Consider the following 12,563-nt stretch of genomic DNA (forward strand, 5'->3'; position numbering starts at 1 on the left):
CATCAAGCTCACCCCGTGAGGATCCGCATGCCTGGCATCACGCGCGAGGAGGTCGCCCACCTCGCACGGCTGGCGCGTCTGGAGCTGAAGGGCGAAGAACTCGATCACTTCGCCGGCCAGCTCGACGACATCATCGGCGCGGTCGCCCGCGTCTCCGAGGTCGCCGACCAAGACGTACCGCCGACCTCCCACCCGCTGCCGCTGACCAATGTCATGCGCGCGGACGAGGTCCGTCCGTCGCTCACCCCCGAGCAGGCGCTCTCCGGCGCCCCGGCCCAGGAGCAGCAGCGTTTCAAGGTGCCGCAGATCCTGGGGGAGGACTAACAGTCATGACGGACAACATCATCAAGCTCACCGCGGCCGAGATCGCCGGGAAGATCGCCGCCGGCGAGCTGACCGCCGTCGAGGTCACCGAGGCGCACCTCGCCCGCATCGAGGCCGTCGACGAGAAGGTCCACGCCTTCCTGCACGTCGACCGTGAGGGCGCGCTCGCCCAGGCCCGTGCCGTCGACGAGAAGCGCGCCCGCGGCGAGAAGCTCGGCCCGCTCGCCGGTGTGCCGCTCGCGCTCAAGGACATCTTCACCACCGCCGGCATGCCGACGACCGTGGGCTCGAAGATCCTCGAGGGCTGGATCCCGCCGTACGACGCGACCCTGGTCAAGAACCTGAAGGCCGCCGACGTCGTCATCCTCGGCAAGACCAACATGGACGAGTTCGCGATGGGCTCCTCGACGGAGAACAGCGCGTACGGCCCGACCGGCAACCCCTGGGACCTGACCCGGATCCCCGGCGGCTCCGGCGGCGGCTCCTCGGCCGCCCTCGCCGCGTACGAGGCCCCGCTGGCCATCGGCACGGACACCGGCGGTTCGATCCGCCAGCCCGCCGCCGTCACCGGCACCGTCGGCGTCAAGCCGACCTACGGCGGCGTCTCCCGCTACGGCATGGTGGCCTTCTCGTCCTCCCTCGACCAGGGCGGCCCCTGCGCCCGTACGGTCCTGGACGCGGCGCTCCTGCACGAGGCCATCGCCGGGCACGACCCGCTCGACTCGACCTCCATCGACGCCCCGGTCCCGCCGGTCGTCGAGGCCGCCCGCAACGGCTCGGTCGCCGGCATGCGCGTCGGCGTCGTCAAGCAGTTCCGCGGCGAGGGCTACCAGGCCGGTGTCGTGCAGCGCTTCGACGAGTCCGTCGAGCTGCTGAAGTCGCTCGGTGCCGAGATCGTCGAGCTGGACTGCCCGACCTTCGACCTCGCCCTGTCGGCGTACTACCTGATCGCGCCGTCCGAGTGCTCCTCGAACCTGGCCCGCTTCGACGCCATGCGCTACGGCCTGCGGGTCGGCGACGACGGCACCCGTTCGGCCGAGGACGTCACCGCCCTCACCCGTGAGGCCGGCTTCGGCGACGAGGTCAAGCGCCGCATCATCCTCGGTACGTACGCGCTGAGCTCCGGCTACTACGACGCGTACTACGGCTCGGCGCAGAAGGTCCGGACCCTCATCACCCGCGAGTTCGAGAAGGCCTTCGAGGACGTGGACGTGATCGTCTCCCCGACGACCCCCACCACCGCCTTCCCGATCGGCGAGCGCGCCGACGACCCGATGGCGATGTACCTCGCGGACCTGTGCACCATCCCGACCAACCTGGCCGGCAACGCCGCCATGTCGCTGCCCTGCGGCCTGGCGCCCGAGGACGGTCTGCCGGTCGGCCTGCAGATCATCGCTCCCGCCATGAAGGACGACCGGCTGTACAAGGTCGGCGCCGCCGTCGAGGCCGCCTTCGTGGAAAAGTGGGGGCACCCGCTGCTTGAGGAGGCTCCGTCGCTGTGAGTGCCATGGCAAAGAAGGCCAAGAACTTCAAGAAGTCCAAGACCGGCGTCTACGTGTCGCTCGCGACGACCGCGTTCGGCGCGATCAGTGTCGCGAAGCAGGCCAAGCTGGCCCGCAACGACCACGACATGCTGCGGCTGATCGACTCCGCCGTGTCCGCCGCCGCCATCGTTACCGGCCTGGCGATCCTCTACCGGGAGCTCAAGCGCCTGGGCGACGACGACGTCCTGCTGGGCTGAGAGGGAAAGTCTCACCGTGACTGTCACTGAACTGCTGTCGTACGAAGCGGCACTCGCCGAGTACGACCCCGTCATGGGCCTCGAGGTCCATGTCGAGCTCGGCACCAAGACGAAGATGTTCTGCGGCTGCTCGACCGAGCTGGGCGCGGAGCCGAACTCGCAGACCTGCCCGACCTGCCTGGGTCTGCCGGGCTCGCTGCCCGTCGTCAACGCGATCGGCGTCGAGTCCGCCATCAAGATCGGCCTCGCGCTGCACTGCGAGATCGCCGAGTGGTGCCGCTTCGCCCGGAAGAACTACTTCTATCCGGACATGCCGAAGAACTTCCAGACCTCCCAGTACGACGAGCCGATCGCCTTCAACGGCTACCTGGACGTCCAGCTGGAGGACGGCGAGGTCTTCCGCGTGGAGATCGAGCGCGCCCACATGGAGGAGGACACCGGCAAGTCGCTGCACGTCGGCGGCGCCACCGGCCGTATCCACGGCGCGTCCCACTCGCTGCTCGACTACAACCGGGCCGGCATCCCGCTCATCGAGATCGTCACCAAGCCGATCGAGGGCGCGGGCGAGCGGGCCCCCGAGGTCGCCAAGGCGTACGTCGCCGAGCTCCGCGAGCTGATCCGTGCGCTCGGCGTGTCCGAGGCGCGCATGGACAAGGGCCAGATGCGCTGCGACGTGAACCTGTCGCTGCGCCCGCACGGCACCAAGACCTTCGGCACCCGCTCGGAGACGAAGAACGTCAACTCGCTCCGTTCGGTGGAGCGCGCGGCCCGCTTCGAGATCCAGCGTCACGCCGCGGTGCTGTCGTCCGGCGGCTCGATCGTGCAGGAGACCCGTCACTTCCACGAGGACGACGGCTCCACCACCTCCGGCCGCATCAAGGACAACGCCGAGGACTACCGGTACTTCCCGGAGCCCGACCTGGTTCCCGTCGCCCCGGCCCGCGAGTGGGTCGAGGAGCTGCGGGGCGGTCTGCCCGAGCTGCCGCGGGTGCGCCGCAACCGGCTGCGTGAGGAGTGGGCCGTCTCCGAGCAGGAGATGCAGTCCATCCTGAACGCGGGCGCGGTCGACGCGATCGTCGCGACCACCGAGGCGGGCGCGGACGCGGCGTCGGCGCGGAAGTGGTGGATGGGCGAGCTGGCCCGCAACGCCAACGAGAAGGGCGTCTCCCTCGAGGAGCTGCCCATCAGCCCGGCGGACGTGGCCCGGGTCTCGGCCCTGGTGGCCGGCGGCGACCTCAACGACAAGCTGGCCCGTCAGGTCATCGAGGGCGTCCTCGCCGGCGAGGGCACCCCGGACGAGGTCGTCGAGAAGCGCGGTCTGAAGGTCGTCTCCGACGACGGCGCGCTCGGCACGGCGGTCGAGGAGGCCATCGCGGGCAACGCCGCGATCGCCGACAAGATCCGCGGCGGCAAGGTCGCCGCGGTCGGCGCCCTGGTCGGCGCGGTCATGAAGGCCACCCGTGGCCAGGCGGACGCGGCGAAGGTCAAGGACCTGATCCTGGAGAAGCTGGGCGTCAGCGAGGGCTGATCCCCTTCCCGTACGCACACGAGGGCGGCCCGCACCGGAGGATTCCGGTGCGGGCCGCTCTCATATGTGTCCTCCGACGAGCGCGAGACTGCTACGAGCGCGGGACCACGACCACCGCGTTGCTCACCGCGCGCTCGTGCGACGCGGTGTCGGACCACTGGTCGCGGGGCCGGTTGTAGAGGGTGTTCTCCACCATGAGGGTGGTGTCACCGCCGCTGCCGAGCCCGACGGCGTCGCGCGCGCCCAGCCACTCCATCACCCGGGCGGCCTCGGGCAGCGTCACGCCGACGCCGGCCCCCGGGTTCCGTCCGTCGATGGTGACGAGCATGAGGTGGCCCTCCGGGGAGATCCCGGCGAGGGTGCGCGGGTGGCGGGCGGTGAGCGCGCCGCTGGGGCGGCAGCCGCCGGCGGGCGCGGGCAGGGCGCAGGCGACGTGCGCCATGCCGTTGGCGGCGGGGTTGAGCCACACCTGGCCGTCCCGCATCAGCGCGGGCGTGCCGGCTCCGACGGCGGAGAGCGTGGGCGCGGTGACCGGGGTCCCCGCCGTGTCGGTGACGGTGGTGTGCGGGGTGACCCTGTCCCCGGGCTTGAGGGTCCGCAGCCATTCCCTGCCCTTGCCGATGCCCTGGAGGACGCGTCCGCCCGCCGGTATCGGGCCGGGGGCGTCGCGGAGGGAGAGGACATCCCAGTTGCCGTTCATGACGACCTCGGTGACGGGCGTGCCCGCCCACTCCTTCGCGGGTGCGGGCGTGGTGGTACCCCATTCGGGCCGGAAGACGACGATCTCGTTCGGGTCGTAGCAGATGCCGTTGCGCCAGGGGTCGAGGCGCGGCACGTTCCCCAGGCTGGCGGTCTTCCGGAAGTCGTCGCCGACGCCTCCGCAGCCGAGGATCTGGCCCGCGACGCGGTTGACGCCGTCGACGTCCCGCTCGGTCTTGTCGGGCGCGGTGATCCAGGTCCGGGACTTCACCTCGGTGATGCGGTGTCCGCCGCCCGCGGCGTTCAGGAGGAGGGCGGTGCGCCCGTTGTTGGGGGAGCCGAGCAGGACGTTGTTCTTCATGTAGAGGCCTTGGGGGACGCCCTCGTGGCCCGTGAACGCGGTGTTGTTGATGGAGTCGATGTCGAATTCGGTGCCGTTGACGGCGGCCAGCGCCCCGGCGGCCGCGGAGAGCTGCCGTACGGTCTCGGAGCCGGAGACGTTCGTGCCGTGCTCGGTGCGCAGGTCGACCTGGGCGTCGGGCCGGACGGTGATGACCCGGATCTGCCAGGGGCCACGGCTGTCGGCGTTCGTCTCGGCTGTGTACAGGGTGCGCGAGTCGGCGAACCCCTTGGTCTTCAGCTCCTCCTGGAGGGCCTTGGCCTCCGTCGCGGTGGCGTACGAGCCGACGTGGACGCCGTAGAACGTCTGGGCGTACGTGTCGGCGGTGGCGGGGGAGTCGAGGGGCACGACCCGTGCGTCCCCGTACCCGGCGGTCCGCAGCCTCTCCGCGAGGGCGGTGGCGGTGGTCTTGCCCGTGGTCACCTCCTGCCCGTCGTCGTACCGCACCCAGACCGTCCACACGTCGTTCGCCGCGCCCTGGGTGAACACCCGGTAGGTGACGCCGGGGGCCAGTTCCTTGGACCCGGTCTTCGGCGCCGAGTGGTCGCCCAGCGGGAAGACCGCGCCGAGCGGGGGGTGGTCGGGGGTGGGTTCGGCCGTGGCCGGGGTGGTGAGCTGGAGGGACGAGGCGACGAGAAGCACGGCGCCGGCGCGCGCGGCCCTCCGGGACAGGGGGGAGGAAGATCGAATCACGGGAACTAGACACACGGCCGGGGCACAGGGTTGCCCCGGCCGGCGTCAGTTCGCCGCGCCGACGAAGGCGTCCCAGGCGGTGGGGGAGACGGTGAAGACGGGGCTGGTCTCCCCGAGCTTGGAGTCCCGGACGTGCACGGCGGCGGGGTGGGCGGCCACCTCGACGCAAGCGCCGCCCTCGCTGCCGCTGTAGCTCGACTTGCGCCAGTCGTAGGCGACTTCGAGGCAGGCGCCGCCCTCGTCGCCGCTGTAGCTGGACTTGAACCACGAAAGTGCTGCTGCGCTCATGTCACTCCTGCCAGGCGTTCCAGCAGGCCCATGGTGTCCTCGGGTGTCAGGGCCTGTGACCGCAGCATTCCATACTTGGCCTGGAGGATGCCGACCTCGTCGGGGTCGTCGATGAGGAAGCTGACGCGCTGCCCTTCGATGTAGGCGACGTGCTCGTGGGCGGGCGTCTCGATGAGCACCATGGGCCCGTTGAGCCCCGCGTGTGTGGTCCGCGACTTCGGGATGATCTGGAGGGCGAGGAAGGGGAGTTCGGCCATCTCACGCAGGTGGAGGACCTGCCCCCGCAGCACCTCGCGTCCGCCGATGGGCTGCTCCAGGATGGATTCGTTGAGCAGGAAGGACATCATCGGCGGCCACGGCTTCTGCTCGAAGACCCGCTGGCGGTCGAGTCGGTCGAGCATCCGGTCCTCCGCTTCCTGCGGCGTGATCGGCGGATAGAGACAGTCGAAGACCGCGCGGGCGTATTCGGCGGTCTGAAGCAGCCCCGGGACGACCCCGTTCTCGTACCCCATGAGACTGAGCGCCTGCGCCTCCAGCTCGATGAACTCCTGCGCGAACGCCGGGAACCGCTCCTTCTTCGGCGCCTTCCCGACGGCCACCGCCAGCGCGCCGCCCGTGTTCAGGATGCCGTCCAGCTCACCCGCGAGCCCCAGCCGCAGAGCCCGCCGCCCCTGTTCGATCGACCCCAGCGTCTCCAGTGCCACACACGCCTGCGTGGCCAACTGGGGCTGGGTCAGGCCCGCTTGTTTTCGGTAAAGCGCCAGAAGGGCGCCGACCACTTCCCACGAGGGGACCTTCTTCCTGGAGTTCGTACCGCGCTGCATGAGCGGTGCCTTCCCCGCTCCGTACGTACTCGACGCGTTCCGGACCCGTACAAAGAATTTGTACGGCTCGATGCCCTGGGGCGGGTGGGCCGCCGCAGGCCACCGTGAGCGTCATGAGCGACGAACTCCCCCTGTTCCGCGAGGCCTTCTACCGCCGCGAACGCCGGTCCGTACCCCTCGCCCGCGACTTCGCCCGCAAGGCGCTCGCCGACTGGGGTCTGGACGCGCGTGCGGACGACGTACTGGTGTGCGTGAGCGAACTCGCCACCAACGCCCTCCGGCACGGCGTCCCGCCCGGCCGCGGCTACCGCCTCCACCTGTACCTGGAGCGGCCCGGCCCGCTCCGTGTCGAGGTCCACGACAGCGGCGACGGGACCCCGGCCGTCCGGGAGCCGTCCGGCGAGTCGGGCAGGGGCCTGCTCCTCGTCGGCGCCCTGGCCGACCGCTGGGGCGTGGGGGCGCGCCATCCCGGCAAGATCGTCTGGTGCGAGTTCGCCCCTGCGGAGGGCGGCCCCGAGGCCTTCCCGGACAGCCCCTAGCCGTGTTCCCGCGGGTCATGCGGTCTTGCGTCCGCTTGCCGGGAATCGGATCGCCGTCAACGGGGTTGGTGCGGGGACGAGCCGATCATCGGAGGGTCATGCGAGATTCAGGTGTACGAAGTGGGCGGTCCCGAGGTGCTGCGGGAGACCGAGGTGGACCAGCCGCGGCCGGGTCCGGGCGAGGCGGTCGTGGAGGTCGCCGCATCCGGGGTCAACTTCCTCGACGTCTACCACCGCGAAGGCCGGTACACCCTCCCGCTGCCCTTCACCCCGGGCGCCGAGGGCGCCGGCACGGTCGTCGAGGTCGGACCCGGCGTCACCGACGTCGCGGTCGGGGACCGGGTCGGTTGGGTGGAGATTCCCGGCACGTATGCCGAGCGGGCCGTCGTGGACGCCTCCCGGCTGGTGCCGCTGCCCGACGACATCGACTTCGAGACCGCCGCAGCCGTGCTCCTGCAAGGCATGACCGCGCACTATCTCATCAAGGACGCCTACCCGGTTCAGGCGGGCGACACGGTGCTCGTGCACGCGGCCGCCGGTGGCATGGGGCTGCTGCTGACCCAGCTCATCACCCATCTCGGCGGCAGGGTGATCGGCACGACGTCGACCGCGGCGAAGGCCGAGCTGGCGAAGCGTGCCGGGGCCGCCGAGGTGATCCTTTCTTCCGCGGTCGACGATCTCGCGGCCGAGGTGCGGCGGCTGGGCGGCGGTCAGGGACTGCCGGTCGTCTTCGACGGCGTCGGCGCGCACACCTTCGATGCGAGCCTCGCCAGCCTGCGAACCCGCGGCCATCTCGTGCTCTTCGGCGCGGCGAGTGGTGCCGTGCCGCCGTTCGATCCGATCCGGCTCGCCCACGGCGGTTCGCTGACTCTGATCCGGCCCAGCCTCGGGGACTTCATCGCCGATCGGTCCGAACTGCTCCGACGGGCCGCCGATGTGTTCGCGTGGGTGCGTTCCAAGGCGCTTGAGGTCACCGTGACGGGCCGTTACGCCTTGTCCGAGGCCGCCCAGGCCCACAGCGACCTGGAGGCTCGGCGTACCACCGGCAAGCTGCTCGTCATACCCGGCGCGGCCGCGGACCTCCCGGGCCTTCCGGGCCGGAGCGGCTAACCGGCGAGCAGGGCGAGCATCTGGCGGACCGCCTCCGCCACCGGGGCGCCGACCTCGCCGACGAGGGCGGCGACCCCGGCGGCGGTGCCGAGGGCGCGGCGGAAGGCGCCGGGCGGCGCCCCGTCGCCCTGGCGGATGGTCTCCAGGGAGGCGTCGAGGACCTCGCGGTCCTCGGCGGACACCTGGCTCCTGAGGGTCTCGATCGCGCGGATCACGGCCTCGTACACGGCCTGCGGGTCCGTGCCCTGCTGGTGGTACTCGATCCGGCCGACCGCGCCGTCCCCGGAGGCGTTGTAGAAGTCGCGCATGCTGCCGATGTGGAATTCACCGTTCCCGCTCATGGCCCATCCTCCCCACGCTGCCCGGGCCGGACGCGTTGTAGAAGTCCCGCATGCTGCCGATGTTGTAGGTGACCATCTGCTTGACGAAGCCGGTGAAGGCGGGGTCCTCGATGGCCCGCATGATGTCGCGCACGAGCTGGTGCACCTCGTCGCGGTCCACGCTGGCGAGCAGCGTGAGCGGGTTGCCCGAGGTCTCGACGACCAGTGCGTAGTACGTCCTGGTGGACAGGGTGACGATCAGCCGGACGAGGAAGGCCGCCACGAGGACGGTCGCCGTGACCTTCGCCCCCCGGGCGATCAGCTCCTGGTCGCCGTAGGACAGTTCGTCGGCCTGGGCGAGTGCGAGGGCGACCACCAGGAGCAGGCCCACGCCCAGCACGGCCTTCGCGAAGGTCCCCACGGCCCGCGCCCGCCGGGGCTTGATGCTGACCGTCGTCGCCCGGGCGATGTTCTGCAGGGGATAGGCCGAGGCGCCGATCCAGAGCACCCGCTTGCTGACCTCGACCCTGATCACCTTGCGTCTGGCCATACGACTCCCCCTCGAACCGCGCCGTGGCCGTGCGTCGCGCTCAGGATCCTCGCGAACACGCCTGGTCAGCAAGAGAAATTCGCGAAAGGACCGGCGCATCGATGTGAAACACTCCGCTCCGCTCCGTCGACCCTGACGGAGCGGGGGAGGGAACAGGACATGTCGATCGAACCCGCGGATTACGTCGCCCGGCTGCGCGCGCAGGCGAACGATCCGGGCCGCGAGGAGGCGCTGCGGCGCGACAGGACGGTACGGCGCCGCAGGATCGCCCTCGCGGCCGGCGCGGGGGTGCTGCTGCTCGGGGGATTCGGCTTCTGGCTGGCGGACGTGACGGGGGAGCGGCCGCCGTACGAGCCGTACGCCCCGGAGATGCTCTACGAGGCCTCCTGGCCCCGGGAATGGCCGTACTCGGAGAACATGCCGTTCCGGGACTCGCCCGCGTTCGACTGGGAGGCCGGGGCCGACGGGATCTACGTCCCCCAGCCGATGCCGTCCGGCGAGTTCACCCGGGAGGAGATCACCGCCGTGCTCGACGACGTGAAGACCCTGCTCGTCGGGACGAACCTCTCCGAGGAGACCCTGTTCGGCGGCTCCGAGCCGGCGGCGGCGCTCGCCCTGCTCGACCCGCGCGGAGCCGGCGCCGCCGTGCGGAAGGACCTGGTCACCCGCTTCGACCCCGACGAGGTGTACCTGCACGAGACGGGCATCAGGACGCGGGGCACCCTGACCCACGAGCTGTCGGCGGCGGGGGAGTTGGTGGTGCGCGCCGACTACAGCTTCGTGTATCCGCTGGTGTCCGCCTCGGCCGGCCGGGAGGTGCTTCCGGGCGTCCCCGAGGTGGCCCGGATCTCCGTACGGCGGCAGCTCACCGTCACGTCGAGGGGCGGGAAGCTCGTCCTGGGCGCGTACGCGAGCGAGGTCGGCAACCACGACTGCTCCGCGCCGAGGGACGGGTACCTCCACCCGCTCTTCGCCGAGGGGCGCTGGAAGGCGGCCCGGGCGGCCGAGGGGCCCCTGGTCGACCCGTACGGCGAGAAGCGGGTCCTCCCGAGCGGTCCCGGCCACTGCGTGACCCCGACCGGGACCTGAGCCACGGAAGCGGCGCGGCGGCCGCTCGGCGAGGTCCCGGACCGGGACTCAGCCACGGACGCGGCGCGGCGGGGCGGGGCGTCGCTTGGACTCCCGTGCCGTGCTCTTGGACGTTCACCGCCGCGCCCCCGTCGGGCCTTCTCTCTGTCATTCCGGCTCATTACCGTCGCCCCGGAACCACCCAATGGCTCGAAGGCGAACCATTGGCCGTCGACTGGAGGTCGGTCTTGTCATCCGAGAAGTCCCCCGAGCTGTCCCGCAGAAGGCTCCTCGCGCTGGGCGGAGGCGCCGTCGGCGTCGCCACCGCCGGTTCGCTGCTGCCGCCCTCGCTGCAGGCCGCGATGGCCGCGGAGCCCCCGGCCGGGGGGATGTCGGCGGTCCGCCACGTGGTGATCCTGATGCAGGAGAACCGATCCTTCGACCACTACTTCGGCACCCTCCGCGGCGTCCGCGGCTTCTCCGACCGCAACGCCATCGAACTGCCCTCCGGCAAGCCCGTCTTCGAGCAGCCCGCTGCCCTCGGCCGGACCGTGCTGCCCTTCCCGATCCGCGGCGCCGCCGAGACCCAGCGGAAGGACCTCCAGTACATCGGGGACCTCGACCACTCCTGGGGCGGCGGCGGCAAGGCCTGGCACGGCGGCTGGATGGACGGCTGGGTCTCCGCGAAGACCGCCGCCACCATGGCGTACTACGACCGGCAGGACATCCCCCTGCACCACGAGCTCGCCGACACCTTCACCATCTGCGACGCCTACCACTCCTCCATCCACACCTCCACCAGCCCCAACCGCAACCACCTGTGGTCCGGCTGGACCGGCTACGAGGCCGACGGCAGCCGCGCCGTCACCAACGCCGCGTACGCCGAGGACACCCACCCCGGCTACGGCTGGCCCACCTACGCCGAGCGCCTCGAAGCCGCCGGGCGCAGCTGGAAGACGTACACCGAGTGGGAGAACTTCACCGACAACAACATCGAGTTCTTCACCCGCTTCAAGAAGATCGCCCGCAAGGCGCTCGCGAAGACCGGCGGGCACACCTTCATGGAGTCCTTCTACGCCGCCGTCCGCGACACCGAGGACCTCACCGAGCGGACCCGCCTCCTCGGACTCCTGGAGGAGGGCGTCGCGACCCTCACCGACGCCGAGCGCTCCCTCTTCGAGCGCGGACTGCGCCGGGTCGAGTCCGGCACCCTCGCCGACGCCTTCCGCGCCGACGTCGCCGCCCGCACCCTCCCCGAGGTCTCCTACCTCGTGCCCTCGGCGATCGACTCCGAGCACCCCGGCTCCTCCTCACCGGTCGCCTCCGCGAGCCTCGTCTACAAGGTGCTCGACGCCCTCGGCGCCCACCCGGACGTCTGGCGGCACACCGTCGTGCTGATCAACTACGACGAGAACGACGGCTTCTTCGACCACGTGCCGCCGCCGGTCCCGCCCGCCGACGACCCCTCAGGCGACGCGGAGCGCTGGCAGGGCCGGCCCACCGGCCTCGGCATCCGGGTCCCGCTGCTCGTGGTCTCCCCCTGGTCGGTCGGCGGCTACGTCTGCTCCGAGACCTTCGACCACACCTCGGTGATCCGCTTCCTTGAGCGGCTCACCGGCGTCCGGGAGCCCAACATCACCCCCTGGCGCCGGACCGTCACCGGCGACCTCACCTCCGCCTTCGACTTCCGGCGGACCCGCCGCCTGCCGCCCGTCGAGCAGCCCGGAGCCATTCCGCCCTTCACCGGCCGCTGGCGGCCCCAGCCCCCGGCCGTCCAGCGGATGCCGGTCCAGGAGCCCGGCGTGCGCCCGGCGCGGCCCCTGCCGTACCAGCCGGACGCCTCCGCGACCGTCGCGCCCGGCGCCGTCCGCGTGGCGCTGAGCAACCGGGGGAAGGCGAGCGCGCACTTCGCGCTCTACCCGTACGCGGGCGAGTTCGACCTGCCGCAGCACCGGGACGTCAGGGGGACGGGGGAGTGGACCGTCCCCGTTCCGGGTGATCACTACCGCTTCACGATCACCGGCCCCAACGGCTTCCGGCGCGAGTTCGAGGGCCCCGCCGCAGGCGGCGCCGAACTCGTCTCCCGGATCGACCACCACGACCGTGACCTGCACCTCACCGTCCGGAACACCGGACCCTCCGCCGTCTTCTTCACCGTCCGCCCGCTCGGATACGTCGACGAGGACGACCTCGACGACTGGACCAGGACCGTCAAGGTGAAGCCCGGCAAGACCCGTACCCTCGTCCACTCGGCCGCCGACGCGCACGGCTGGTACGACATCGAGGTGACCGCGCCCGGCGGCTTCCGCCGCCGGCTCATGGGCCACATCGAGAACGGCCGCGCCAGCGTCTCCGGCTGACCACCCACGGTGAGCCGTTGTGCCCGGGGGCCGGGGACCACGGTCCCCAACCTCCGGGCACCCCTGTGAGCATCGCCACGAAACGGGCAAACGATCACGTTTGGCTGCCACAGTGGGCC

Annotated in this window: 13 protein-coding genes; 8 read left to right on the forward strand and 5 right to left on the reverse strand. The window is 71.3% G+C overall.

Annotated elements, in window-relative coordinates; all coding sequences use genetic code 11:
• Positions 1 to 27: 27 nt before the first annotated feature.
• Genes gatC through gatB form a run of 4 tightly spaced genes read left to right on the forward strand, consistent with a single transcriptional unit; the run spans position 28 to position 3,593 of the window.
• Positions 28 to 324, forward strand: a complete 297-nt coding sequence (gene gatC, locus DEJ43_RS25900; RefSeq protein ID WP_015036350.1) for an Asp-tRNA(Asn)/Glu-tRNA(Gln) amidotransferase subunit GatC — start codon at positions 28 to 30, stop codon at positions 322 to 324.
• Between the two features lie 5 nt (positions 325 to 329).
• A complete protein-coding gene (gatA, locus tag DEJ43_RS25905) occupies positions 330 to 1,826 on the forward strand; it encodes an Asp-tRNA(Asn)/Glu-tRNA(Gln) amidotransferase subunit GatA (protein WP_015036351.1) in 1,497 nt (498 codons plus the stop codon).
• 5 nt (positions 1,827 to 1,831) lie between these two features.
• On the forward strand, positions 1,832 to 2,065 hold the full coding sequence (locus tag DEJ43_RS25910) for a hypothetical protein (protein ID WP_041662892.1): 234 nt from the start codon (positions 1,832 to 1,834) through the stop codon (positions 2,063 to 2,065).
• Positions 2,066 to 2,081: 16 nt separating this feature from the next.
• Entirely contained in the window at positions 2,082 to 3,593 is a 1,512-nt protein-coding gene (gene gatB / locus DEJ43_RS25915; RefSeq protein ID WP_015036353.1) for an Asp-tRNA(Asn)/Glu-tRNA(Gln) amidotransferase subunit GatB, read from the forward strand.
• A gap of 91 nt (positions 3,594 to 3,684) precedes the next feature.
• Here gatB and DEJ43_RS25920 read toward each other — a convergent pair whose 3' ends face one another.
• The 3 genes from DEJ43_RS25920 to DEJ43_RS25930 form a co-directional block, all read right to left on the reverse strand.
• Positions 3,685 to 5,334, reverse strand: a complete 1,650-nt coding sequence (locus tag DEJ43_RS25920) for a phosphodiester glycosidase family protein (RefSeq protein ID WP_015036354.1) — start codon at positions 5,332 to 5,334, stop codon at positions 3,685 to 3,687.
• 96 nt (positions 5,335 to 5,430) lie between these two features.
• Positions 5,431 to 5,673: a DUF397 domain-containing protein gene (locus DEJ43_RS25925; protein ID WP_015036355.1), complete on the reverse strand. Its 243-nt coding sequence runs from the start codon at positions 5,671 to 5,673 to the stop codon at positions 5,431 to 5,433.
• Positions 5,670 to 6,497, reverse strand: coding sequence for a helix-turn-helix domain-containing protein (locus tag DEJ43_RS25930; protein WP_150253472.1), 828 nt, complete (start codon positions 6,495 to 6,497; stop codon positions 5,670 to 5,672). Before DEJ43_RS25930 ends, DEJ43_RS25925 begins: the two co-directional genes overlap by 4 nt.
• A 113-nt stretch (positions 6,498 to 6,610) precedes the next feature.
• Between DEJ43_RS25930 and DEJ43_RS25935 the strand changes: the two genes are divergently transcribed.
• Positions 6,611 to 7,036, forward strand: a complete 426-nt coding sequence (locus tag DEJ43_RS25935; RefSeq protein ID WP_041662894.1) for an ATP-binding protein — start codon at positions 6,611 to 6,613, stop codon at positions 7,034 to 7,036.
• Positions 7,037 to 7,156: 120 nt separating this feature from the next.
• The gene (locus DEJ43_RS25940; RefSeq protein WP_233447986.1) at positions 7,157 to 8,146 is read left to right on the forward strand and encodes a quinone oxidoreductase family protein; all 990 of its coding nucleotides are present in this window, start codon (positions 7,157 to 7,159) and stop codon (positions 8,144 to 8,146) included.
• On the opposite strand, the gene DEJ43_RS25945 is transcribed toward DEJ43_RS25940, so the two are convergent.
• Together DEJ43_RS25945 and DEJ43_RS25950 are read right to left on the reverse strand one after the other, a co-directional pair.
• The gene (locus DEJ43_RS25945) at positions 8,143 to 8,487 is read right to left on the reverse strand and encodes a hypothetical protein (protein WP_015036359.1); all 345 of its coding nucleotides are present in this window, start codon (positions 8,485 to 8,487) and stop codon (positions 8,143 to 8,145) included. The two genes, DEJ43_RS25940 and DEJ43_RS25945, sit on opposite strands and share 4 nt — an antisense overlap.
• Positions 8,471 to 9,016, reverse strand: coding sequence for a DUF6232 family protein (locus DEJ43_RS25950; protein WP_015036360.1), 546 nt, complete (start codon positions 9,014 to 9,016; stop codon positions 8,471 to 8,473). The genes DEJ43_RS25945 and DEJ43_RS25950 overlap by 17 nt, the downstream gene beginning before the upstream one ends.
• Positions 9,017 to 9,175: 159 nt before the next feature.
• Here DEJ43_RS25950 and DEJ43_RS25955 point away from each other — a divergent pair, with 159 nt between their 5' ends.
• Positions 9,176 to 10,105, forward strand: coding sequence for a hypothetical protein (locus DEJ43_RS25955; RefSeq protein ID WP_015036361.1), 930 nt, complete (start codon positions 9,176 to 9,178; stop codon positions 10,103 to 10,105).
• Between the two features lie 227 nt (positions 10,106 to 10,332).
• Complete coding sequence (locus DEJ43_RS25960) at positions 10,333 to 12,444, forward strand: phosphocholine-specific phospholipase C (RefSeq protein ID WP_015036362.1); 2,112 nt, start codon at positions 10,333 to 10,335, stop codon at positions 12,442 to 12,444.
• Positions 12,445 to 12,563: the final 119 nt, after the last annotated feature.

Origin of the sequence: Streptomyces venezuelae ATCC 10712 (genome assembly GCF_008639165.1) — a bacterium.
In the GTDB taxonomy this organism is placed as follows: domain Bacteria; phylum Actinomycetota; class Actinomycetes; order Streptomycetales; family Streptomycetaceae; genus Streptomyces; species Streptomyces venezuelae.

Excerpts from the sequence above, each read along its gene's own strand:
- gatC (WP_015036350.1), top strand. The coding sequence starts at position 28 with ATGCCTGGCATCACGCGCGAGGAGGTCGCCCACCTCGCACGGCTGGCG.
- gatA (WP_015036351.1), top strand. The coding sequence starts at position 330 with ATGACGGACAACATCATCAAGCTCACCGCGGCCGAGATCGCCGGGAAG.
- DEJ43_RS25910 (WP_041662892.1), top strand. The coding sequence starts at position 1,832 with ATGGCAAAGAAGGCCAAGAACTTCAAGAAGTCCAAGACCGGCGTCTAC.
- DEJ43_RS25925 (WP_015036355.1), bottom strand. The coding sequence starts at position 5,673 with ATGAGCGCAGCAGCACTTTCGTGGTTCAAGTCCAGCTACAGCGGCGAC.
- DEJ43_RS25930 (WP_150253472.1), bottom strand. The coding sequence starts at position 6,497 with ATGCAGCGCGGTACGAACTCCAGGAAGAAGGTCCCCTCGTGGGAAGTG.
- DEJ43_RS25935 (WP_041662894.1), top strand. The coding sequence starts at position 6,611 with ATGAGCGACGAACTCCCCCTGTTCCGCGAGGCCTTCTACCGCCGCGAA.
- DEJ43_RS25945 (WP_015036359.1), bottom strand. The coding sequence starts at position 8,487 with ATGAGCGGGAACGGTGAATTCCACATCGGCAGCATGCGCGACTTCTAC.
- DEJ43_RS25950 (WP_015036360.1), bottom strand. The coding sequence starts at position 9,016 with ATGGCCAGACGCAAGGTGATCAGGGTCGAGGTCAGCAAGCGGGTGCTC.
- DEJ43_RS25955 (WP_015036361.1), top strand. The coding sequence starts at position 9,176 with ATGTCGATCGAACCCGCGGATTACGTCGCCCGGCTGCGCGCGCAGGCG.